The 24,125-nt window shown below is 52.3% G+C and carries 21 protein-coding genes; 17 read left to right on the top strand and 4 right to left on the bottom strand.

Annotated features, from left to right (window positions below; genetic code table 11):
- Positions 1–40 precede the first annotated feature (40 nt).
- A complete protein-coding gene (locus tag OH663_RS13640; RefSeq protein ID WP_200012243.1) occupies positions 41–895 on the top strand; it encodes a co-chaperone YbbN in 855 nt (284 codons plus the stop codon).
- Positions 896–961: 66 nt separating this feature from the next.
- On the opposite strand, the gene fetB is transcribed toward OH663_RS13640, so the two are convergent.
- Positions 962–1,741, bottom strand: coding sequence for an iron efflux ABC transporter permease subunit FetB (fetB, locus tag OH663_RS13635; RefSeq protein WP_045440713.1), 780 nt, complete (start codon positions 1,739–1,741; stop codon positions 962–964).
- Complete coding sequence (gene fetA, locus OH663_RS13630) at positions 1,728–2,405, bottom strand: iron efflux ABC transporter ATP-binding subunit FetA (RefSeq protein ID WP_045440710.1); 678 nt, start codon at positions 2,403–2,405, stop codon at positions 1,728–1,730. The genes fetB and fetA overlap by 14 nt, the downstream gene beginning before the upstream one ends.
- A gap of 227 nt (positions 2,406–2,632) precedes the next feature.
- Between fetA and OH663_RS13625 the strand changes: the two genes are divergently transcribed.
- Genes OH663_RS13625 through OH663_RS13610 form a run of 4 tightly spaced genes read left to right on the top strand, consistent with a single transcriptional unit; the run spans position 2,633 to position 6,856 of the window.
- A complete protein-coding gene (locus OH663_RS13625; protein ID WP_200012240.1) occupies positions 2,633–3,550 on the top strand; it encodes an SPFH domain-containing protein in 918 nt (305 codons plus the stop codon).
- Positions 3,547–4,005, top strand: a complete 459-nt coding sequence (locus OH663_RS13620) for an NfeD family protein (RefSeq protein ID WP_045440699.1) — start codon at positions 3,547–3,549, stop codon at positions 4,003–4,005. The genes OH663_RS13625 and OH663_RS13620 overlap by 4 nt, the downstream gene beginning before the upstream one ends.
- 20 nt (positions 4,006–4,025) lie before the next feature.
- Positions 4,026–6,170, top strand: a complete 2,145-nt coding sequence (locus tag OH663_RS13615) for a PA5441 family protein (protein WP_200012237.1) — start codon at positions 4,026–4,028, stop codon at positions 6,168–6,170.
- Positions 6,140–6,856 (top strand): DUF3142 domain-containing protein, encoded by a 717-nt coding sequence (locus tag OH663_RS13610; RefSeq protein ID WP_200012234.1) that lies wholly within the window; start codon positions 6,140–6,142, stop codon positions 6,854–6,856. The genes OH663_RS13615 and OH663_RS13610 overlap by 31 nt, the downstream gene beginning before the upstream one ends.
- Here OH663_RS13610 and cueR read toward each other — a convergent pair.
- Positions 6,853–7,263 carry a Cu(I)-responsive transcriptional regulator gene (gene cueR / locus OH663_RS13605; RefSeq protein ID WP_045449474.1) on the bottom strand — a complete coding sequence of 137 codons (411 nt, stop codon included), beginning with the start codon at positions 7,261–7,263 and terminating at the stop codon, positions 6,853–6,855. The genes OH663_RS13610 and cueR overlap by 4 nt on opposite strands.
- A 292-nt stretch (positions 7,264–7,555) precedes the next feature.
- On the opposite strand from cueR, the gene OH663_RS13600 reads away from it, so the two are divergent.
- The 10 genes from OH663_RS13600 to ybaK all read left to right on the top strand — a co-directional run bounded on the left by OH663_RS13600 (position 7,556) and on the right by ybaK (position 19,041).
- Positions 7,556–9,703, top strand: coding sequence for a TonB-dependent receptor plug domain-containing protein (locus tag OH663_RS13600; RefSeq protein WP_045440692.1), 2,148 nt, complete (start codon positions 7,556–7,558; stop codon positions 9,701–9,703).
- Positions 9,704–9,705: 2 nt separating this feature from the next.
- Entirely contained in the window at positions 9,706–10,542 is an 837-nt protein-coding gene (locus OH663_RS13595) for a heme/hemin ABC transporter substrate-binding protein (protein ID WP_200012231.1), read from the top strand.
- A gap of 6 nt (positions 10,543–10,548) precedes the next feature.
- Positions 10,549–11,886 carry a heme anaerobic degradation radical SAM methyltransferase ChuW/HutW gene (hutW, locus tag OH663_RS13590; protein WP_200012228.1) on the top strand — a complete coding sequence of 446 codons (1,338 nt, stop codon included), beginning with the start codon at positions 10,549–10,551 and terminating at the stop codon, positions 11,884–11,886.
- Positions 11,887–11,898: 12 nt separating this feature from the next.
- Positions 11,899–12,393 carry a heme utilization cystosolic carrier protein HutX gene (gene hutX / locus OH663_RS13585; protein ID WP_200012225.1) on the top strand — a complete coding sequence of 165 codons (495 nt, stop codon included), beginning with the start codon at positions 11,899–11,901 and terminating at the stop codon, positions 12,391–12,393.
- Positions 12,393–13,016, top strand: a complete 624-nt coding sequence (gene chuY, locus OH663_RS13580) for an anaerobilin reductase (protein WP_200012222.1) — start codon at positions 12,393–12,395, stop codon at positions 13,014–13,016. Before hutX ends, chuY begins: the two co-directional genes overlap by 1 nt.
- A gap of 51 nt (positions 13,017–13,067) precedes the next feature.
- Positions 13,068–14,060: a FecCD family ABC transporter permease gene (locus OH663_RS13575; protein ID WP_045440681.1), complete on the top strand. Its 993-nt coding sequence runs from the start codon at positions 13,068–13,070 to the stop codon at positions 14,058–14,060.
- Positions 14,057–14,827, top strand: a complete 771-nt coding sequence (locus tag OH663_RS13570) for a heme ABC transporter ATP-binding protein (RefSeq protein WP_045440679.1) — start codon at positions 14,057–14,059, stop codon at positions 14,825–14,827. Before OH663_RS13575 ends, OH663_RS13570 begins: the two co-directional genes overlap by 4 nt.
- A 137-nt stretch (positions 14,828–14,964) precedes the next feature.
- Positions 14,965–17,466 carry a copper-exporting P-type ATPase CopA gene (gene copA, locus OH663_RS13565; RefSeq protein ID WP_048221928.1) on the top strand — a complete coding sequence of 834 codons (2,502 nt, stop codon included), beginning with the start codon at positions 14,965–14,967 and terminating at the stop codon, positions 17,464–17,466.
- A gap of 99 nt (positions 17,467–17,565) precedes the next feature.
- A complete protein-coding gene (locus OH663_RS13560; RefSeq protein WP_048221929.1) occupies positions 17,566–18,360 on the top strand; it encodes a TraB/GumN family protein in 795 nt (264 codons plus the stop codon).
- Between the two features lie 201 nt (positions 18,361–18,561).
- Positions 18,562–19,041 (top strand): Cys-tRNA(Pro)/Cys-tRNA(Cys) deacylase YbaK, encoded by a 480-nt coding sequence (ybaK, locus tag OH663_RS13555; RefSeq protein ID WP_045440673.1) that lies wholly within the window; start codon positions 18,562–18,564, stop codon positions 19,039–19,041.
- 115 nt (positions 19,042–19,156) lie between these two features.
- Here ybaK and ushA read toward each other — a convergent pair whose 3' ends face one another.
- Entirely contained in the window at positions 19,157–20,809 is a 1,653-nt protein-coding gene (gene ushA, locus OH663_RS13550; RefSeq protein ID WP_048221930.1) for a bifunctional UDP-sugar hydrolase/5'-nucleotidase UshA, read from the bottom strand.
- A 161-nt stretch (positions 20,810–20,970) separates the two neighbouring features.
- Between ushA and OH663_RS13545 the strand changes: the two genes are divergently transcribed.
- Together OH663_RS13545 and ybaL are read left to right on the top strand one after the other, a co-directional pair.
- Positions 20,971–22,191, top strand: coding sequence for an MFS transporter (locus OH663_RS13545; protein ID WP_045440668.1), 1,221 nt, complete (start codon positions 20,971–20,973; stop codon positions 22,189–22,191).
- Positions 22,192–22,417: 226 nt separating this feature from the next.
- Complete coding sequence (ybaL, locus tag OH663_RS13540; protein ID WP_200012218.1) at positions 22,418–24,094, top strand: YbaL family putative K(+) efflux transporter; 1,677 nt, start codon at positions 22,418–22,420, stop codon at positions 24,092–24,094.
- Positions 24,095–24,125 lie beyond the last annotated feature (31 nt).

The following is a 24,125-nucleotide window of genomic DNA, read 5'->3' as shown; positions in this document are numbered from 1 at the left end:
CCCCCATGTAAAAACAAATAGACGAATAGAGAGTGACTCCATGTCCGTACAAAATATTGTCAATATTAACGAATCTAACCTGCAGCAGACCCTTGAACTGTCGATGACCACACCGGTCCTGTTCTATTTCTGGTCTGAGCGTAGCCAGCATTGTCTGCAACTAACGCCGGTACTGGAAAGTCTTGCCGCGCAGTACAACGGTCAGTTTATTCTCGCCAAACTGGACTGCGACGCTGAACAGATGATCGCCTCCCAGTTTGGCCTGCGCGCTATCCCAACGGTATATCTGTTCCAGAACGGTCAGCCAGTAGACGGATTCCAGGGGCCGCAGCCGGAAGAAGTCATTCGCGCACTGCTCGATAAAGTGCTCCCAAGTGAAGAGGAGCTGAAAGCGCGCCAGGCCATTGAGTTTATTGAAGCCGGCAATCACGCCGAAGCGCTGCCTTTGCTGAAAGAAGCCTGGCAGTTATCTAACCAAAGCAGCGAAATCGGCCTGCTGCTGGCAGAAACACAAATCGCGCTTAACCGTTCGGAGGATGCCGAAGCGGTACTGAAAACCATTCCGTTACAGGATCAGGACACCCGTTATCAAGGGCTGGTCGCGCAGATTGAACTACTGAAACAAGCGGCAGATACGCCGGAAATCCAGCAGTTACAGCAGCAAGTAGCGAACAACCCTCAAGATGCGGCACTGGCAGCACAGTTGGCGTTACAACTGCACCAGGTCGGACGTAACGAAGAGGCGCTGGAACTGCTGTTCAGCCACCTGAGAAAAGATCTTGCGGCCGCAGACGGTCAGGCACGTAAGACCTTCCAGGAAATTCTCGCTGCGCTGGGAACCGGTGATGCGCTGGCATCGAAATATCGTCGCCAGCTGTACGCGTTGTTGTACTAATCTGCGTGATTTTGCCCGATGGCGCTTACGCTTATCGGGCCTAGAAAAAACGCATCCGGCATCACATCACGGCTTTTTCAAATGCGTCACCACCAGTTGGTGGCGCGAATTGTAGAATTTCCGGTAAGTGAGATAACAGGCAATAATGGTCGACAGGCTGGCGGTAGAAAGCAGCATAAAGGTCACCATTATCTGATACTTAATTGCTTTTACCGGATCGATACCAGCAAAGATCAAGCCCGACATCATCCCTGGTAAGCTCACCAGTCCCACAGTTTTCGCTGAATCGATCGTCGGGATCAATGACGCACGAATGCTGTCGCGAATAAGCGGCGCAGACGCCACTTTCGGCGTGGCACCGAGGCTCAATTTCTCCTGGATTTGCTGCTGCTCGCTGTTAAACCGCTGCCCCAGGTTGTTGTAACATAACCCGACCGCCACCATCGCATTACCTGCGATCATGCCGGAAATTGGGATCACCTGCATTGGCGCGAATTCGATGGAACCGGACAGAACCAGAACAGCCAGCGTCACTCCCGCTCCCGACGTAATGGCGATAAACGACGAGATAAAGGCTTTATCAATATATTTACTGCGTTTTTGCGCGTTATACGCAGCGTTAAAGCAGATAAACAGCACCATCACTAGAGTCAGAATGCTGTGGTTAACGCCAAAGATATATTTCAGCACATAGCCGACGATAATAAGCTGGATCACCGCCCGGCAAACGCTCCAGAGAATATCTTTTTCCAGCGCCAGTTTTTCTTTGTGACTAATCAGTATCGCCACTACCACCAGCATCATCGCTAACGCCAGTGATTCATTGGTAATATTATGCTCGTTCATTGCTTGCTTCCTGCATCTCTCCGGCATGCGGCTGAAGGGTAATGATATTATCCGCATGATTAATTTCATCTTTGTCGTGCGTAACCCACAGCACTGCGATATTTTTCTCGCGAACGTAGCGGTGAATTAATTCATTCACGTTGCGTTTATTGGCCTCATCCAGTGCGCTGGTTATTTCATCCAGCAGCAGGATTTTAGGCAGAAACTGCAAATTGCGAATTAATGAGATACGCTGTTTTTCGCCTCCAGAGAGTTCATTAATATTTTTTTTGAGGATCTCCTCAGGCAGTTCAAAGCGGGCCAAGTCGGCCAGAAACGTATCAGGTTCAGGGCGTTTATTGCGGATTTGCCACGGGAAAATAAGGTTATCGTAGACAGTATCGCCAAACAAAGCGGGGGTTTGCGCGCAATAAGAGACCTGCTGACGATAAGCTTCGGGTTTGAGGGTAGTTATCTCCTTTCCCTCAAAAATAATCTCACCGGCACTCGGGCTAATTAACGACGCCACAATCTTCAGTAACGTACTTTTACCGCAGCCGGACTGACCGGTAATCAGCTTAAATTCCCCGGCGTTGAGATTAAAACTGATGTTATTGAGAATTTTCGTCGTTCCCGCCTGCCAGGCGACATTTTTTAACTGAAGCAACATTCTGCTTTCTTCCATTACAGATCCCTTTTTTACATCTTTCGTGCAGACAGTCTATACCCAAAATAATTCGAGTTGCATGAAGGCGGCAAGTGACTGGGATGAACGAACGTAGCTAACGCACAAGCAACTTGAAGTATGACGGATATATCCCTGTAATTTATTATAGGGGAGCCCACCCTGATTAATCGGGTATAATTTGATTAATCAGGTAGTAAAGGACAGCACAACAGGAGGTTTCATCAATGCTCATTTTTATCCCCATTCTCATTTTTGTCGCGCTGGTAATCGTCGGCGCAGGCGTCAAAATCGTCCCGCAGGGATACCAGTGGACAGTGGAGCGTTTTGGCCGTTACACCAAAACCCTGCAGCCAGGCTTAAGTCTCGTGGTGCCCTTCATGGATAGAATTGGTCGTAAGATCAATATGATGGAGCAGGTTCTCGATATCCCGTCGCAGGAAGTTATCTCCAAAGACAACGCCAATGTTGCCATTGATGCCGTCTGCTTTATTCAGGTAATCGACGCGCCGAAAGCAGCATATGAAGTCAGTAATCTTGAACTGGCGATCATCAACCTGACCATGACCAACATTCGTACCGTTCTCGGCTCCATGGAGCTGGATGAAATGCTCTCCCAGCGCGATAACATCAACACACGTCTGCTGCATATCGTTGATGAAGCCACCAATCCCTGGGGCATCAAAATCACCCGTATTGAGATCCGCGATGTACGCCCACCGGCTGAACTTATCGACGCGATGAACGCCCAGATGAAAGCGGAACGTACCAAACGCGCCTACATTCTTGAAGCCGAAGGGATCCGCCAGGCGGAGATCGTCAAAGCGGAAGGTGAGAAGCAATCGAAAATACTGAAAGCGGAAGGTGAACGCCAGTCCGCGTTTTTACAGGCAGAAGCGCGCGAACGTTCCGCCGAAGCCGAAGCTCGTGCAACTCAGATGGTTTCGGAGGCGATTGCCGCCGGGGATATTCAGGCGGTGAACTACTTCGTGGCTCAGAAATACACCGAAGCGCTGCAACAAATCGGTTCGTCAAATAACAGTAAAGTGGTGATGATGCCACTGGACGCCAGCAGCCTGATGGGCTCGATTGCCGGCATCAGCGAATTAATTAAGGACAGCGCCAGCGAACGGAAAAAATCATGATAGCGATGATTCTGGTTCACCCACATATCTTCTGGCTTAGCCTCGGTGGTCTGTTACTGGCCGCCGAGATGCTGGGCGGTAACGGTTATCTGCTGTGGAGCGGTGTAGCAGCGGTGATCACCGGTCTGGTGGTCTGGCTACTTCCGCTCGACTGGGCGTGGCAGGGTGCGATGTTCGCCTTGTTAACGTTGCTGGCAGCCTGGCTGTGGTGGAAGTGGCTGGCAAAGCGCGTACAGGAGCAGAAACCAGCTGACAGCCACCTCAATCAGCGCGGGCAGCAGCTGGTCGGTCGCCGGTTTATTCTGGAGACCACGCTGGTGAATGGTCGCGGGCACATGCGCGTTGGCGACAGCTCCTGGCCGGTCAGTGCAAACGATAATTTGACTGCCGGTACGCAGGTCGAAGTGGTTGCCATTGAGGGTATCACCCTGGTTATCAAAGCCGTATCACAATAAATCATACAGGAAATAAGATTATGGTCAGGAAGACATCCCTCGCTCTAGCCCTTTGTTCATTGTTGGCAGGAGCCCCTCAGGCATTTGCTTCTTTTGATATGGAAGATTGCAAATGGAGTGATGACCACTGTCTGCTAAAAGGTATCCCGGTATTCAGCCCGCAAAACGACAGCCGGGATAACCTGCTGCGATTGTTAAGCCAGGAAAAATCATTCGCCCTGCCCGTTCAGTCAATGCCTGAGGATATCACCCGCTCCCGCGATTTCTATTTTGCGTATCACCCGCAGTGGGATGAAATCACGTCGCCAGCCGCCGCTACGCCGGAGCAACGTGCAGATGACACGCTTGCTCGCCAGATGGACAAGCTGCAGATCGCCGCCGAAGAGATAAATGCCGACGGCACAGAGAATGAAAACCGCCATGTTTCAAATAACAGGGACAGCGTCAGTCAGTTTTTTGCCGCGCTACTGGCCGATACCTCGTTAACGGTTGAACAACGCCAGGCGTTAGCCCGGGCGCGGTTGGGGTTATTGTCCGGCGCGACCGGCGAGCAGATTACGTCCTCCCTCACCTCAATCCCAGCCGATTCATCCGCGCAACAGTATAAAACCTATCTGATCGCCGCCGCGCGTTTCTATGAAGGCGACTACGTCAATGCGGAACAGAATTTCACGCAGCTTGCCACCAGCGATCGTCCGTGGCTGGCAGAAACCGCGCAATACATGTTGATGCGCACGGCGCTGAATAAAAGTAGTCAGAACAGCGTCGGTGAATACGGTGATTTTGATATCGCCAGAATCAACCGCCAGGATGCCGCTCAGGCACAGACTCTGGCACAAACTTATCTGCAACACTTCCCGCAGGGACTTTACGCCGATTCTGCGCGCGGTATGCTGCGCCGTATTAACTGGTATCTGCAATCGTGGGCGCCGCTGGCAACACTGTATGAGCAAGGCTTCCAGCAGGCAGCCGACGCACCGCAACTGCGTAACACGGTCATCGAATACGATAATGTTTTTGGCATGCAGTTCCTGGAGCAATCCGCAGTTGAGACCTTCCCTGACGCCCCATGGGTCAGCTATATCGAACTGCTGCGCGCCCTGCGACTAAACAACGACGACAAACCGACGCTGACGCAGGCGCAGCTCGACGCCAGCAAGCCCGTTTTCGAGAAGAGCGGAAAACTGCCGCTGTGGCACAACCTGCAACTAAATCTGTGGATGGCGACTGGCAACTACACAGCCATTGTTCAGGCAGTAACCCCGGCGCAGAAACTCCCCGCAAACGACACTCTCGCCTTCAGCGAACAAGTGCTTTATGGCGAAGCACTGATGGGGCAAAAGCAGTGGTCTGCGGCGCGTGAGTTCTGGCAGCAACTATTGAAACATAGCCAGAATAACGAACAGCAACAATATGTGCAGGCTAAACTGGCGGCAACGCTGGTCTACAGCGGCGATGTGGCGGCAGTTTTCGCCCCGAACAGCATGGTTACAAACCTGCGTTTTCGTTCACAGGTGCTGAAAACACAAGCCTCTCCTGAACTACTGCGCCAGCAGGCAACCCACGGACCAAATAATGAAGAGCGTACCATCGCGCTGCATACGCTACTGGTGCGGGATTTAACCGAGAATCGCTTTGGCGACTGGCTGAATGACAGAAAACTTGCCAGCGCAATTACGCAACCGGTATCCGCAGATGCGTTTGCTGATGTCAATTTGAACACCTTTGACTGGAACGGCGATGCCGCTCAGGCCGGTTACGCATGCCGTAGCCTGACTGAAACAGTCACAGTGCTAAGCAAAAAAGCGGATGATGCCCACGCTCTGAACTGTCTGGGTGAGTTTTTCCGTACCACGCAAACCCGTGTTGATCTGTGGGCAAACAGTACAGGCAATGATGTGCTGGAAGTGGCAATTTCACGTAAAGAACCGTTCGGTCAGTACGACAGACAGCGCTACTATCAGCAGGTTATTGCTGCACCAAAAGCGGAACTCGAGGATAAAAGCTTTGCGTTGTATCGCGCCATCATGTGCTATGCACCATCAGGTTCGAACGAATGCGGTGGCGCAGAGGTGGATAAATCACAGCGTAAAGAGTGGTTCACGCAACTGAAGACACAGTATCCAGGAAGCCCGTGGGCGCAAAAACTCAAATATTACTGGTAGCTGCGCTGCTGGCCGGACAGGTACAGGCTACGGAAATTGTCACCGCCCGCGACCATCCGGCCTTCTGGTTGTGGTCAGGGGTGAAAGCCAGCAACGAACTCCAGAACGCGCAAACGGTCTATTTGCATCAGGGTGAAGTAGTCATTCAGTCAGGGGAAGTAATCTTTCAGCGGCTCGGCTTGCCGGTCAGTCGTCTGACATTTCCAACAATCTGGCTGACCGTACGCTTCACCACCCTCGACGTGCCGGAAGAGATTCCGGCGCGTATCACACGGCTGTTGCAACGCTGGCAGTCTGCAGGGAATCACGTCGTCGGTTTGCAGGTTGATTTTGACGCCGCAACTCATCAGCTCACGGATTACGCTCACTTTCTGCGTCAGCTTCGCCAACAGTTACCGCCAGAGTTCGCCCTTGGCGTTACCGGGCTGCTGGACTGGGCGAAAACCGGCGATATCGCCACGCTGAACGCATTGCCGGTCGATGAACTGGTAGTTCAGAGCTATCAGGGACGTCACACTGTGGCAAATTATCAGGCGTATTTGCCCGCGCTCATCCGGTTACGCATACCATTTAAGCTTGGGCTGGTGCAAAACGGTAGCCGGGATCCGCAGGCTGAAGCTCAGCTTGAAAAATCCCCGTGGTATCGCGGTACGGTAGTATTTATGCTCAATCCCTCTCGCCGCTAAACCTTTGCTTTGTGATGACAACAGCCGGAGAGATTATCAATAATTGGACATTCGGCGCTGTCATCGCCAGGGCAACTGTTTGCCAGCGCCAGCAAATGTCCCCGCATCGCCTGTAATTCGCTGATATGCCGTTCGATTTCAGCCACCTTCTCGAGAGTACGTTTTTTTACATCTGCGCTGTGACGTGCCGGATCGTTAAACAGGTTCACCAGCTCACCGCACTCTTCGAGATTAAACCCAACCTGCCGCGCTTGTCGCAACAACGTCAGTTCATTCAGATGTTGCTGGGTATAAGTGCGGTATCCGTTCTCGCTACGCAGCGGCGGAGTCACCAGCCCTTTCTCTTCATAAAAGCGAATAGCTTTACTGGTTAATCCGGTTTTTTTCGCCACATCACTAATATTCACATCATCCCCCACAGCTCTCTCAATGCAGAGCCACATTATAGCCCAGATTGCAGTAATCCCTTATCCGGCGAAACGCCCCAACAGGTACATCAACGATTAATTTAAAAAGCCAGCCTATTCACAAGGTTATGCGCCATCCCGATCACAATTCCACCCGCATCAACGATACAAAATTGATTCAAATCAAAAGATGTATTGGTTTTACACCTTTGATATTGAACATCTGGATACAATTTTATATACAAACGCGAATGATAATGATGATCATTAACATTAAATAAAAGGTTCTCTTATGTTGCCACGGATTAGCCAAAGGCCGTTTATTCTTTCAGCTCTGACATTATGTGTTTCAGGGGCTGTTTCAGCATCGACAACTACGACCACACACACATCAGCATCAGCCGACGACACGGTGATCGTCACGGCAAACCGTTCGGAAAGCAGTCTCTGGGAAAGCCCGGCGACGATTCAGGTTATTGACCGCCAGACGTTGCAAAACTCCACCAACGTTTCTATTGCCGACGATTTAAAGGATATACCCGGCGTTGAAGTCACTGATAATGCCCTTGCAGGCCGAAAACAAATCCGCATCCGCGGTGAAGCCTCTTCACGCGTACTGATACTCATAGACGGTCAGGTCGTCAGCTACCAGCGCGCCGGTCAAAACTACGGCGCTGGCCTGCTTATTGACGAATCAGCCCTGGAACGTATCGAGGTTGTCAAAGGCCCTTACTCCGTACTCTATGGTTCGCAGGCTATTGGCGGGGTGGTGAACTTTATTACGAAAAAAGGCGGCGATAAGCCCCTTGCCGGGAGCATTAAAGCAGTCTACAACTCCGCGACGGCAGGATGGGAAGAATCGGCAGCCGCCTGGGGTAGCATTGAAAATTTTGATTACCGTATCAATGGTAGCTATTCCGATCAGGGCGATCGCGATACGCCTGACGGAAGGTTATCGAATACCAACTTCCGCAATAACGGCCAGGGCGTCTGGCTTGGCTATAACCTCGATCGCCATAAAATCGGTCTGTCACTCGACCGTTACAAACTGTCCACACAAACCTGGTTTAACGATCCGGAAGGTCAGTTCGACGACTTCAGCGTCAAAATACCTAAACTGGAACGCGAAAAAGTAGGTCTGTTCTATGACTACGCGGCAGACGGGGATTACCTGAAGAAAATCCATATTGACGCATACAATCAGACGATAGAGCGTAAGTTTGAGAACCGGGTCAAAACCACTCAGGTTATTCCCAACCCAGCGATCAAAGCGCTGACGGTGAATAAGCAGACTTATACCAACGATAAACAATACACCCAGGGTGTCACGTTTCAGGGAAATATCTCCCTTCCGGCGAACAACGAACTGGTCATTGGTACTCAGTATCAACACGACAAAGTGAAACAAGACACAGACGGCAATACGCGTCAGACGGCGGCGACTGGCAACTTTGATACACAAACCCGGACGCTATCTCATATTGAAGCCGAACAAAGCAACACCTCTCTGTTTGCACAAAACGACTGGCGTTTTGCCGATAACTGGACGTGGACCGTTGGTGCTCGCCAATACTGGCTCTCTTCAAAACTCAATCGTAACGATACGCAAACGACGCAAAGCAGCGGGACCACATGGCAATCAGCAGGAGGAAATTCAGTACATGACGATGAACTGGTCACCTCTACCAGCCTGCGTTATTCCGGCTTTAAAGATCTCGAGCTACGTGCAGCCTATGCGCAGGGTTATGTCTTCCCGACGCTCACTCAGCTGTTTATGCAGACATCTGCGGGTGGCAGCGTCACCTACGGTAATCCAGACCTGAAAGCGGAACACTCCAATAACTATGAGCTGGGAGCCCGTTATAAAGGGGGGATGTGGCTGATTGACGGCGCGATTTACTATTCAGAAGCCAAAGACTATATCGCCAGCCTGGCTTGTGCCGGCAACCCCGTGTGCAACGGCAATAGCAACTCTTCACGAGGAGGCTATTTCTACTACGACAACATCGATCGCGCCAAAACCTGGGGCATGGAGTTAAGCGCAGAGTACAACGGATGGGCAGTTTCCCCCTATCTGAGCGGCAACATTATTCGCCGCCAGTATGAAGGCGACACCATGAAAACCTGGGATACCGGCGAACCAACACTGACTGGACGCGTGGGTCTGAAACATACCTTGCTGCTGAATGCCGCTAACGTGACCTCAGATGTGTTTATCCGCGCGGCCTCCAGCGCCAAAGATAACACCGGAAGTACGGAAATAAATTATCCGGGCTGGGCAACGCTTAATCTCGCCTTCAATACCGAATTCGGTCCGCAGGATCAGTATCAGGTCAATCTGGCACTCAATAACCTGACCGATAAACGTTACAGAACCGCACATGAATCTATTCCGGAAGCGGGTTTCAATGCCGCGGTTGGCTTTGCGTGGAATTTCTGACAATGAAGAAACTCATTATTGGTTTACTGAGCCTCGCCTGCATCTTCAACGCGCAGTCCGCCGAACGTCTGGTGGCGGCGGGCGGATCGCTGACCGAACTGATCTACGCCATAGGTGCCGGGAGCAACGTGGTTGGCGTCGATGAAACCACCTCTTATCCGCCAGAAACTGCAGCGCTTCCACATATCGGTTACTGGAAGCAACTGAGCAGCGAAGGCATTTTATCGCTGCATCCGGACAGCTTTATCACCTGGCAGGACGCTGGCCCACAGATCGTACTGGATCAACTGCGGGCACAAAAAGTGAATGTTGTCACCTTGCCGCGTGTACCGGCCACGGTTGAACAGATGTACGCCAATATCCATGAGCTGGCAAAAACACTGCGAATGCCTGAACAAGGCGATGCGTTGGTCAAGCGTATTCATCAGCGTCTGGATCGCGTTCAGCAGAGTGTGGCGGCAAAAAAAGCGCCGGTTAAAGCCATGTTTATCCTCTCCGCTGGTGGCAGCGCGCCACAGGTAGCCGGGAAAGGCAGCGTTGCCGATGCCATTTTGACGCTTGCCGGGGCACAGAATGTCGCCTCACATGCCCAGTATAAAAGCTACAGCGCAGAGTCGTTGATTGCCGCAAATCCGCAGGTCATCGTCGTGACGTCACAAATGGTGGATGGCGATCTTAATCGTCTCAGCGCTATTGCCGGTATTACCCGCACCGCCGCCTGGAAAAATCAGCGCATTGTGACGATAGACCAGGCGCTGATCCTGGGCATGGGTCCTCGCGTCGCTGACGCGGTTGAAGCGCTACACCAGCAATTCTGGCCACACGAAAGGGATTTATAAAGAAGTATGAAAACTCAAGACACGCTGGATCTCACCCCACATTTTGCTCTGGAGGGAAACCAACCATTTAAGGATCGCCGCGCCACGATGCCGTGGCGCGGGGCTATCCCTGTTGCAAAAGAGTTGTTGTCACAAACCTGGCAGAATGTCATCAGCCAGACCGTCCCTCCACGTAAACGACTGGTGTACCTGCATATCCCCTTTTGTGCAACACACTGTACTTTCTGCGGTTTTTATCAAAACCGGTTTGAAGAAGATCACTGCACTCGCTATACCAACGCACTATTGCGTGAAATAGAGATGGAGGCCGACAGCCCATTACACCAGTCAGCACCGATTCACGCCGTCTATTTTGGCGGCGGTACACCATCGGCGCTGTCGGCACGGGATCTGGCCAGAATCATCACTGCGCTGCGTGAAAAGCTACCTCTGGCTCCGGATTGTGAAATAACGATTGAAGGTCGGGTACTCAACTTTGACGATGCCCGAATCGATGCCTGCCTGGATGCCGGGGCTAACCGGTTTTCGATCGGTATTCAGTCTTTTAATAGTCGGATCCGCAAAAAAATGGCCCGAACCTCAGATGGCCCAACCGCCATTGCATTTATGCAAGGGCTGGTTCAGCGGGATCGTGCTGCCGTGGTATGCGATCTGCTGTTTGGTCTGCCGGGACAGGACGCAAAACTGTGGGGCGAAGATCTGGCAATCGCATGTGATATCGGTCTCGACGGTGTTGACCTCTATGCACTAAACCTCATTCCTAATACCCCTCTTGGCAAAGCGGTTGAAACCGGACGTACGACCGTGCCCTCCCCAGCCGAGCGCCGCGATCTCTATCTACAGGGCTGTGAATTTATGGATAACGCGGGCTGGCGCTGCATCAGCAACAGCCACTGGGCGCGTACAACGCGCGAGCGCAACCTGTACAACCTGCTGATTAAACAGGGGGCCGACTGCCTGGCGTTTGGCTCTGGCGCGGGGGGATCGGTTAATGGCTACTCCTGGATGGTCGAACGCAATCTGACCACCTGGCATGAATCCATTGCCGCCGGGAAAAAGCCGCTAATGATGATGATGCGTACCGCCGAGCGCGGTTTCCAGTGGCGGCATACGCTACAGGCAGGCATTGAAACAGCCCGCGTCCCGCTGGATGAACTCACGCCTCATGCTCAGAAACTACTCCCCTTACTGAGCCAATGGCACCAGGCTGGCCTGACGCGCGATGCCAGCACCTGTCTGCGCCTGACCAATGAAGGACGCTTTTGGGCAAGCAATATTTTACAGTCCCTTGATGAGCTTATTCAGGAACTTAACGCACCGCGTATTGCGGTAGAGCAACCATAACAGGAGTGATTTATGAGCCATGTCTCTTTACAGGATTTTTTAAAAACTGAGCCGGACGGTACGCTGGAAGCCATCGCCGCCCAGTACAACACCACGCTGCTGGAAGTAGTGAAAAACCTCCCTTCCTTGACGCTGGTTTCCGGCGATAAGTTTGATACCGTCTGGGAAACGGTCAGCGAATGGGGAAAAGTCACAACCCTGGTCCATACTGCTGATGTCATTCTGGAATTCACTGGCGAACTGCCATCCGGATTTCACCGTCACGGCTACTTCAACCTGCGCGGGAAAAAAGGAATGACCGGTCATATCAAGGCAGAAAACTGCACGCATATTGCCCTGATTGAACGCAAATTTATGGGTATGGACACCGCGTCCATCCTCTTCTTTAACCAGGCGGATAGCGCAATGTTCAAGATATTCCTCGGCAGGGATGAGCATCGCCAGCTACTGGCCGAACAGGTCAGCGCCTTTCACGCGCTGGCTTCAACGCTAAAGGAACTTGCCTGATGTCTCCATGGCTTATTTTCGGCGCGGGTGGTAACGGTGTCGGAGCAAAAACACTTGAACTGGCGCTGGCAGAACAACGCCCGGTGATTGCTGTTATTCGCAACGCGCAGGTTGCTGCCGGATTACAGGAAAGAGGTGTGCAGGTTTTTATTGGCGATGCCTGCGATAGCCAGGTAGTCGCCTGCGCCTGCCGTGCTGCAGGTCCACATGCCACGCTGATCTCCTCAATGGGCGGCGCTCAGGATTATCTGGCGCACAGAACCGTGATTGATGAAGCCGAGAAAGTGGGCATCAAACGGATGATCCTCGTGACATCGCTGGGCTGCGGTGACAGTTGGCCTTTTTTATCCGCCCGGGCAAAGGCCGCCTTTGGTCAGGCCGTACGGGAAAAATCGCTGGCTGAAAGCTGGTTGCAAACCAGTCAACTGGACTACGCCATTCTCCGCCCTGGCGGACTGCTTAATGGTGAAGCAACAGGCAAGGCGCAGCGAATACAAGGCCAGGAGTGCCACGGGTTTGTAATGCGTGCGGATGTTGCCGCACATATTCGCGAACTGGCCAATGCGCCTGCACTTAACAATCAGATCTACAGTCTGGTTGAACCTGAATTGAAACCTGCGTAATCCCCTCACGGCGCGGGAGCTCCGCGCCGCAAAGACGTTATGGAGTTTTGCGTGCTCAAGGACTCACTTTCGTCCGTCAGCATATTGACGGGCCTGTCACTATTATTGCTCGCGCTGATGCTTTTCGGTGCCAGCCAGGGAGCGCTGAACATTAGCTTCAGCGCTCTGTTCGATGAAGAATATCGTGATATCTGGTTAAATATTCGCCTGCCGCGCGTCTTACTGGCCGTCCTCGTTGGTGGTGCGCTGGCAACAGCAGGTGTCATCATGCAGGGACTTTTTCGCAATCCGATGGCCGACCCTGGTCTGCTGGGCGTCAGCAGTGGCTCTGCGCTGATGGTTGGCATCGCGATTGTGATTCCGTTTTCGTTCCCTGTTGTGCTGGTGCTGTATGAGCAGATGATTTTTGCCGTTGCAGGCAGCATGGTGGTTTGCACGATAATTTTCCTGATAAGCCAGCGCCACCACCACGGCGGTATGATGCAACTGCTGTTAGCCGGGATCGCCATCAATGCCCTGTGCGGCGCAGCAATCGGCGTGCTGAGTTACATTGGCGATGAACAGCAGTTACGCCAGCTGACACTGTGGATGATGGGTAATCTCGGGCAGGCGCAGTGGCCAACGCTGCTGGTAGCCAGCTCCTTTGTACTTCCTGCCGTTGCGGTAACCGCCTGTCTCGCCGGAACGCTAAATTTGCTGCAGTTAGGTGATGAAGAGGCACACTACCTGGGAGTGAACGTAAAACGTAAACGGCAACAACTGCTGTTGCTAAGCTCACTGCTGGTGGGCGCAGCCGTTTCGGTAAGCGGAGTGATCGGCTTTATTGGTCTGGTGATTCCACATCTGATCAGAATGACCACTGGTGCCGATCATCGCTGGCTTATTCCCTGCTCCACACTGGCAGGCGCATGTTTATTACTGGTTGCCGACACCCTGGCCCGTACACTGGTGCAGCCAGCAGAAATGCCCGTCGGTTTGTTGACCAGCCTGATTGGCGGGCCATATTTTCTGTGGCTGATACTGCGCAGCCGGAGGGTGTCATGATTATCGCCGAGAATCTGGTTTACAGCATTCATGGGCGTCGACTCACTGATAACGTCTCTCTGACGCTACCAGGCGGCGAAATCATCGCCATACTTGGTCCCAATGGAGCAGGGAAATCAACGTTGTTGCGTCAGCTCACGGGTTATCTGAAGCCACAAAGTGGACGCTGCTCGCTTCTCGGCAAACCGCTGAATGAATGGTCAATAACCGAGCTGGCAAAAACTCGCGCGGTGATGCGCCAGAACAGCCATATGGCGTTCCCGTTTAGCGTTCAGGAAGTCATTCGTATGGGCAGGCATCCGTATCGCACGCGCAACACGGGTGATGAAACTGACCATATCATGAACTTATGTGATTGCCAGAACCTGGCTACCCGCGACTATCGACACTTGTCGGGAGGAGAGCAGCAGCGAGTACAGTTAGCGCGTCTGCTGGTACAGCTTTGGGAGCCGGAACCTGCACCAAAGTGGCTGTTTCTGGATGAACCTACTTCAGCACTGGATATTCACCACCAGCAGCACCTTTTTCGTTTACTGCGGCATCTGGTACGTGAACGGCAGTTTAATGTCTGCTGCGTACTGCATGATCTCAATCTTGCTGCACGCTATGCCGACCGTGTCGTGCTGATGGAACACGGCAAGATAGTCGATAACGGCAGCCCGCAGGAGGTACTGAAACAGCAGCCGTTGAATGCGCTTTACGGCGCCGATCTCACGGTGATAAATGAACCGGCAAATCAAACGCCACTCATCGTCCTCAATCAATAAATTACCGGGAACGCCGGTCGCTGCGTTCCCGACTTCCTGCCTTTTTTCATCTTTTCTAAAAACTCCCTTGACCTTCCCCTTGCTGGAAGGTTTAACCTTTATCACAGTCAGTTAATCCCGTAAGAAAGGAGTTTGTTATGTCTCAAACGATCGACCTGACCCTGGACGGTTTGTCCTGTGGTCATTGCGTTAAACGCGTAAAAGAAAGCCTGGAACAACGTCCGGACGTTGAGCAAGCGGATGTCACCGTGACTGAAGCGCACGTCACTGGTAGCGCCAGCGCTGAAGCACTGATTGAAACCATCAAGCAAGCCGGTTATGGCGCAGAGTTAAGCCACCCAAAGGCTAAACCGCTGGCGGAGTCATCAATCCCGTCGGAAGCGCTGGCAGCGGTCCCTCCTGAGCTTCCGGCAGCTACGGCTGAAGATGACAGCCAACAGTTGCTGTTAAGCGGCATGAGCTGCGCCAGCTGTGTCTCTCGTGTACAAAATGCGTTGCAAAACGTACCGGGCGTCACGCAGGCACGGGTGAACCTGGCGGAACGTACTGCGCTGGTCATGGGCAGTGCGTCCGCCGAACAATTAGTTCAGGCCGTGGAAAAAGCGGGCTACGGCGCAGAAGCCATTGAAGATGATGTTAAACGTCGTGAGCGCCAGCAGGAAACAGCCGTTGCCACTATGAAACGCTTTCGCTGGCAGGCTGCGGTCGCACTACTGCTGGGCATACCTGTCATGGTATGGGGAATGATTGGCGATAACATGATGGTCACCGCCGACAACCGCAGCCTGTGGTTGGTAATTGGCCTCGCCACGCTCGCCGTAATGGTATTTGCAGGCGGCCATTTTTACCGCAGCGCGTGGAAAAGCCTGATGAACGGCACCGCGACAATGGATACGCTGGTGGCGCTGGGTACAGGTGTGGCATGGCTCTATTCCATGAGCGTTAACCTCTGGCCACAATGGTTCCCGATGGAAGCGCGACACCTCTATTATGAAGCCAGTGCGATGATTATTGGTCTGATTAACCTCGGACATATGCTGGAAGCGCGCGCTCGTCAGCGCTCCTCTAAAGCACTGGAAAAACTGCTCGACCTCACCCCACCAACAGCACGCGTGGTCACTGAGAAAGGTGAAAAAAGTATCCCTCTGGCAGATGTTCAAACAGGAATGCTATTGCGCCTGACCACTGGCGACCGTGTTCCGGTAGATGGCGAAATCACCCAGGGTGAAGCCTGGATGGATGAAGCCATGCTGACCGGTGAGCCGATCCCGCAACAAAAAGGAGAAGGCGACAGTGTCCACGCGGGTACCGTGGTTCAGGATGGCAGTGTACTGTTCCGCGCCAGTGCCGTTGGCAGTCACACCACGCTGTCACGCATTATTCGCATGGTGCGTCAGGCACAAAGCAGTAAGCCAGAAATTGGCAAACTTGCCGACAGAATCTCCTCCGTATTTGTGCCGGTTGTGGTGGTCATCGCACTGGTAAGTGCCGCTATATGGTACTTCTTCGGTCCGGCGCCGCAGATTGTATATACGCTGGTCATTGCCACCACCGTACTGATTATCGCCTGCCCTTGCGCGCTGGGCCTGGCAACGCCGATGTCGATTATTTCGGGGGTCGGTCGTGCCGCAGAGTTTGGCGTCCTGGTACGTGATGCCGATGCACTACAACGTGCCAGCACACTTGATACCGTCGTGTTTGATAAGACCGGGACGCTGACCGAAGGTAAACCGCAGGTTGTTGCCATCAAAACGTTCGGTGATATCGATGAAGCTCAAGTGATACGTCTGGCAGCGGCCCTTGAACAGGGTTCCAGCCACCCGCTGGCCCGCGCAATTCTGGACAAAGCCGGTGATGCCGTGCTGCCACAGGTGAATGGCTTCAGAACGCTGCGCGGATTAGGGGTCAGCGGCGAAGCGGAAGGTCATTCACTACTTCTGGGGAACCAGGCCCTGCTCAATGAACAACAAGTCGTCACCACAGCAATGGACGCCGAAATCACAGCACAGGCCTCTCAGGGTTCAACCCCTGTGCTGTTGGCCATTGACGGGAAAGCGGCAGCTCTGCTGGCAGTACGTGACCCACTGCGCAGTGACAGCGTGGCGGCACTTCAGCGTCTGCACCGCGCTGGGTATCGTCTGGTAATGCTCACAGGGGATAACCCGACCACCGCCAACGCCATTGCTAAAGAAGCGGGTATTGATGAAGTGATTGCGGGCGTCCTGCCTGACGGCAAAGCCGATGCGATTAAACGCCTGCAAAGCCAGGGGCGTCAGGTTGCCATGGTTGGTGACGGTATTAACGATGCACCCGCACTGGCCCAGGCCGATGTGGGGATTGCGATGGGAGGCGGTAGCGATGTCGCCATTGAAACCGCAGCAATTACGCTAATGCGCCATAGTCTGATGGGCGTTGCGGATGCGCTGTCAATCTCGCGGGCGACGCTGCGTAACATGAAACAAAATCTGCTCGGCGCATTTATCTACAACAGCATCGGCATCCCCGTTGCCGCCGGGATCTTGTGGCCCTTCACCGGAACCTTGCTTAATCCTGTGGTTGCCGGTGCTGCGATGGCGCTCTCTTCGATTACCGTAGTGAGCAACGCTAACCGATTACTGCGCTTTAAACCCAAAGAGTAATCGCCTTGCCGGATACCATTAGCAACACGTATCCGGCATTTCACTCATTGCACCTTCCATGACCACGCGCTAGCATGAGATTTTTCAACGGGAGGTCGTATGGATCTGTTATACCGGGTAAAAGCATTATGGTCTGCACTACGCGGCAACCATTATACCTGGCCTGCCATTGACATCTCTTTGCCCGGCAATCGCCATTTTCATCTCGTGGGTAGTATCCATATGGGCACCCGCGATATGGCCCCACTCCCGGCAAAACTGCTCAAAAAACTTCGGCAAGCAGATGCCTTGATCGTTGAAGCCGACGTTTCCGGCAACGATTCCCCTTTTAGCGATCTCCCCTCCTTTGCGCCGCTTGACGAGCGGATAAGTGAAGATCAACGTCAGCAACTGCATAAAATTACCGATGAACTGGGTATTTCCCCTTCCCTCTTTTCGACTCAACCGTTATGGCAAATCGCTATGGTGCTACAGGCAACACAAGCGCAACAGTTGGGGCTACGAGCAGAATACGGAATTGATTACCAGTTGCTAAAGGCGGCAAAACGGGAGCAGAGGCCAATCGTTGAGCTGGAAGGCGCATCCAGCCAAATCGATCTGTTGTGTCAGTTACCGGATAATGGTCTGGCTTTACTGGACGACACCCTGACACACTGGCATACCAACGCCAGACTGCTGCAACAGATGATGGGGTGGTGGCTAAAAACGCCACCGGAGAATAGCGATCTTAAACTACCCAATACCTTCAGCCAGTCGTTGTATGACGTACTGATGCACCAGCGAAATGAAGCCTGGCGGGATCGACTCTGTGCAATGCCAGCTGGCCGCTATGTGGTGGCTGTGGGCGCGCTTCATCTATATGGAGAAGGAAATTTGCCGGAGATGTTGCGATAAAAAAATGGCCAATATTTCTATTGGCCCGTCAAAGAGGAATTTCATCGTTATTATTATGCCGATGCTTAATGCATCGATCCAGGTTGATTGTCGCTCAAAGTCAGCATCCTGCCAATACTATTGCGCAAGATGGTACTATTTTTTACACCGTCATCAGGCGTATGCTTAAAGCGTATTTAGTGTTAGTCAGGAATAATTGCTATGACACCCGCCGTTAAATTACTCGAAAAAAACAAGATTTCTTTTCAGATCCACGCCTACGATCACGATCCGTCAGAGACAAACTTTGGCGACGAAGTGGTACGTAAATTAGGTCTGAATGCAGATCAGGTCTACAAGACATTGCTGGTTGCTATGAATGGCGATATGAAACAGCTGGCGGTCGCCGTCACGCCGGTCGCCGGACAATTGGATCTGAAAAAAGTCGCGAAAGCGTTAGGGGCTAAAAAAGTCGATATGGCCGACCCCATGGTCGCACAGCGCGTTACCGGCTATCTGGTTGGCGGCATTAGTCCGCTGGGACAGAAAAAACGCCTGCCTACGGTGATCGATGCACCAGCCCAAACCTTTGACTCCATTTATGTCTCCGGTGGTAAACGCGGGCTGGACATCGAACTGGCCGCAAGCGATCTGGCAAAAATTCTGGATGCTAAATTCGCTGATATCGCACGTCGTGACTAACTCTCTTTTGCCCGGTAACGCAACGTTTACCGGGCCTGCTACTGATACAGGGCGCAACTCTGCACATTCTGTCCGAGCAGTGCCCGGGTTCAAAATGGCGAACAAAATAGCCCTGTTACTGCCAGCTCACTTCACCTTTCGGTTCATACGCGCTGGCATCCAGCGGTGAATTCTTCTGTACGAACTCTTTCAGCACTTCCGCATCGATAAACCCGGTATTCACGTATCCCGGTTTGTTATCAATTCGCGGATACCCATCTCCCCCCGTGGCGTTGAAGCTTAGCGTTGCCATGCGATAGGTTTTTGCAGGATCAACAGGTTCGCCCTTGATCTGCAAATCATTCAGCTTGCCGTCTTTCGCCACAAAGCTGACGTTAGCAAACTGAGGATAAGCACCGGAGTCAGGCTTCATTTGCGCTACCGCGGTCAGATAGTCAATGGCCTCTTTACCGCTCATATCGGCATACACCACTATGTTGCCAAACGGTTGTACCTTCAGCACGCTCTTATAAGTAATATCACCGCCTTCAATGGAGTCACGAATTCCCCCCCCGCTCATCACACCAAAATCAGCGCTGGTACGCGCCATTTGTGCGGCCAGAAGCAAACGCCCCATATTGGTCTGCACAAACCGCACTTTGCTACGGTCACCTTCGAGACGCGCATTTACGCTACCAATTTTAACTTCCAGTTGCGCTTTGCCTTTATTCTGGAAAGGCGTCAGCAGAGAGAGCATCTGCTGATTTTCAACGATTTCCGGGGTGTAAAGTACGCGCTCACTTTTACCGTTATCCCAGGTGACTTTTTTCTTCAGGTTTACCGGAATAAGTTGGTAGTTCACCATTTTCATTTCGCCGTTACGGAATTCAAAGTCTGCACGACCAACATATTTCCCCCACTCATGCGCCTGTACAATCCAGATACCATTTTGCTTGTCTGGCGCACATGGTGTTCCCGGCACGTAATCAACCTGCTTTTTATTCTCCGACGCCATACACACTGGATCCTGTGAGTGACCACCCACAATCATCGCCAGCGCTCCCGCAGGCAGGCTGCGCGCCATTTCCACATCACCTGGAGCGTTTGAACCATGGTTGCCGTTGTCATAATGCCCCATATGTGTGGTAGCAATAATGACATCTGGCTTTTCACCCATATTGAGTTCCTGGATCACCAGTTTGGCTTCGTCCGCAGGCTTACGAAACTCAATATCGGTGAAAAATTCCGGGTTACCAATTTTCGCCGTATCGTCAGTAGTCAGACCAATAACGGCAATTTTTAAATCCTGACGCTTAAAAATGGCCCACGGCTTGAATAAACGCTCACCGGTACTTTTCTGGTAAATATTGGCAGAAAGAAACGGGAATTTTGACCATTTTTCCTGCTGTCGCAATACGGTCAATGGATTATCAAATTCGTGGTTTCCCACCGCCATTGCGTCATAACCAATCAGGTTCATACCACGAAAATCAGGCTCCGCATCCTGGAGATCAGACTCCGGTACGCCGGTATTTATATCGCCGCCGGATAACAGCAGTACGCTACCGCCTTCTGCAGCAACCTCATTACGAATGCCATCCACCAGCGTTTTTTGCGCTGAAAGTCCGTATTCACCATATTCGCTGCGCCAGAAATGGCCGTGGTGATCGTTGGTATGCAGAATAGTAATTTTGTAGGTTTTATCTTTTTCGTAAGCCTGAGCAGGCTGACCTGCCACCGCAAATGCGGCCAATAACGCCAGCGCCACGCCCCGTTGCAAAAATTTCATGTTTCTCTCCCTGACTCAATATCAACCGCTGAAATTACAATGATATGAAATAATAGCCGAAAATGTTTTCAGAAATGAGACTTCCTTCAAACACCAACCGCAGGTATGTTAGTCGGATAATAATTTCATCTGCACCCTCTAATAATCATTGAAGTGAACCTATGGCAACGAATCAAACCGCTCAACCGATCCCCGGCTCCGCTGCGCCGTCGCAAAAAGCACGCACCTCATTTGGCATTTTAGGTGCCATCAGCCTCTCCCACCTGCTTAACGATATGATTCAGTCGCTGATCCTGGCGATTTACCCGCTGTTGCAGTCAGAGTTCTCGCTGACGTTTATGCAGATCGGGATGATTACTCTGACCTTCCAGCTGGCCTCCTCTCTGCTTCAGCCTGTTGTCGGCTACTGGACGGATAAATACCCGATGCCGTGGTCGCTCCCCATTGGAATGTGCTTCACACTCAGCGGGCTCGTCTTACTGGCCATGGCGGGCAGTTTCCACATGGTGTTGCTTGCCGCAGCGCTGGTCGGTACCGGTTCATCGGTATTTCACCCAGAATCGTCCCGTGTGGCGCGTATGGCCTCCGGTGGTCGCCATGGACTTGCTCAGTCGATCTTCCAGGTCGGGGGCAACTTCGGGAGCTCTCTGGGGCCCTTACTGGCGGCTGTCATCATCGCGCCATATGGAAAAGGTAATGTGGCGTGGTTTGTTCTGGCGGCATTATTAGCGATTGTGGTACTGGCGCAAATCAGCCGCTGGTATGCAGCACAGCATCGAATGAGTAAAGGTAAGCCGAAAGTCGCTATTGTGAATCCACTACCACGTAATAAGGTGGTGTTGGCCGTTGGCATTCTGTTGGTGCTGATTTTCTCCAAATACTTCTATATGGCGAGCATCAGCAGCTATTACACCTTTTATCTGATGCAAAAATTCGGATTATCGGTACAAAATGCCCAGTTTCACCTGTTTGCTTTCCTGTTTGCCGTTGCGGCCGGAACGGTTATTGGTGGACCATTAGGCGATAAGATTGGCAGAAAATATGTTATTTGGGGCTCTATCCTTGGTGTAGCGCCATTTACCCTCGTTTTACCCTATGCAACGCTCCACTGGACCGGGATTTTAACCGTGATTATTGGTTTTATCCTCGCATCGGCCTTTTCGGCCATTCTGGTCTATGCGCAGGAGCTACTTCCAGGGCGTATCGGCATGGTTTCTGGGCTATTCTTCGGATTTGCCTTTGGCATGGGGGGCCTCGGCGCTGCGGTGCTGGGGCTGGTTGCCGACCATACCAGTATCGATTTGGTCTATAAAATATGTGCTTTCCTTCCACTTCTTGGGATACTGACCATATTCTTACCTGATAACCGACATAAAGCTTGATTTTCCTGCGGCCAAAAGTATTTTTTGGCCGCTCACACTTACAGAGACCATCAGCCTTTACCCCGAATATACCCCTCAGCTTTTCCGATCCGTGCTTTTTTATGTCTAAAATCCTGTTTTCATCAAAATTCAATAATTATTCATAAACATAATCATCAAAATTGTCATAAACTATTACCCGGAGTTAGTTTTTTTCAGGATCAACACAGCAATCAAAGGAGACGGAATGCATCACGCCACCCCGCTTATCACCACCATTGTTGGCGGCCTTGTGCTCGCTTTTATATTCGGCATGCTTGCCAATAAACTGCGTATTTCTCCTCTGGTGGGATATCTGTTAGCGGGCGTTCTGGCCGGTCCATTTACACCTGGTTTTGTTGCTGATACCAAGCTTGCGCCGGAGCTGGCGGAACTTGGCGTTATTTTGCTGATGTTTGGCGTCGGGCTGCACTTTTCTTTGAAGGATTTGATGGCGGTAAAGTCCATCGCCATTCCCGGCGCGATCGCCCAGATAGCCGTGGCGACGCTGCTGGGTATGGCGCTTTCAGCTGTGCTGGGCTGGTCGCTGATGGTCGGTATCGTCTTTGGACTGTGTCTTTCAACCGCCAGTACCGTGGTGCTACTGCGTGCTCTTGAAGAACGACAACTGATTGACAGCCAGCGCGGGCAAATCGCCATCGGCTGGCTTATTGTAGAAGATCTGATGATGGTTCTGACGCTGGTTCTCCTGCCAGCCGTCGCCGGAATGCTGGAAAAAGACAATGTCGGCTTTGCTTCGCTGGCCGTAGATATGGGCATCACCATCGGCAAAGTAGTGGCGTTTATCGCGATTATGATGCTGGTTGGCCGTCGTCTGGTGCCGTGGATTATGGCCCGCAGTGCCGCAACAGGCTCACGTGAGCTGTTCACCTTATCAGTACTGGCTCTCGCCCTGGGTATCGCTTTTGGTGCCGTGGAGCTGTTTGATGTCTCCTTTGCGCTTGGTGCGTTCTTCGCCGGGATGGTATTGAACGAATCTGAATTGAGCCACCGTGCGGCGCACGACACCCTGCCGCTGCGCGATGCATTTGCTGTGCTGTTCTTTGTTTCCGTCGGGATGCTGTTTGACCCATTAGTTCTGATCCAACAGCCGCTGGCGGTACTGGGTACCCTGGCCATTATCATATTTGGTAAATCGGTTGCCGCATACTTCCTGGTACGCCTGTTTGGTCACTCACAGCGCACGGCATTAACCATTGCCACCAGCCTGGCGCAAATTGGTGAATTCGCCTTTATCCTGGCAGGGCTGGGAATGGCGCTTAACCTGTTGCCGCAGGCCGGACAAAACCTGGTGTTGGCCGGGGCGATCCTCTCCATTATGCTCAACCCGGTACTGTTCGCCGTGCTGGAAAAATACCTCGCAAAAACCGAAACGCTGGAAGAGCAGACACTCGAAGAAGCTATCGAAGAAGAGAAACAAATCCCGGTCGATATCTGTAATCATGCCCTGCTGGTTGGTTATGGCCGCGTCGGCAGTCTGTTGGGTGACAAATTGATGGCAGCGGGTATTCCTCTGGTAGTTATCGAAACCTCTCGTACCCGCGTGGATGAACTTCGTGCACGAGGGATCCGCGCCGTTCTCGGAAATGCTGCTAACGAAGAGATTATGAATCTGGCGCACCTGGATTGTGCTCGCTGGCTGTTGCTGACGATCCCGAATGGTTATGAAGCGGGTGAAATTGTCGCTTCATCGCGTGAGAAATGCCCGACGATTGAGATTATCGCCCGCGCACATTATGACGATGAAGTAGAGTACATCACCGAGCGCGGAGCCAATCAGGTAGTGATGGGCGAGCGTGAAATTGCACGTACGATGCTGGAACTGATCGAAACGCCGCCAGCCGGTGAAATGGTCACGAGTTAATGCTCCGGATGTCAGTCAGTTAAACACGCAG

The sequence above is a fragment of the Citrobacter sp. Marseille-Q5395 genome, assembly GCF_947057495.1.
Classification (GTDB): domain Bacteria; phylum Pseudomonadota; class Gammaproteobacteria; order Enterobacterales; family Enterobacteriaceae; genus Citrobacter; species Citrobacter murliniae.
This window is presented reverse-complemented; position numbering and strand designations above follow the sequence as displayed.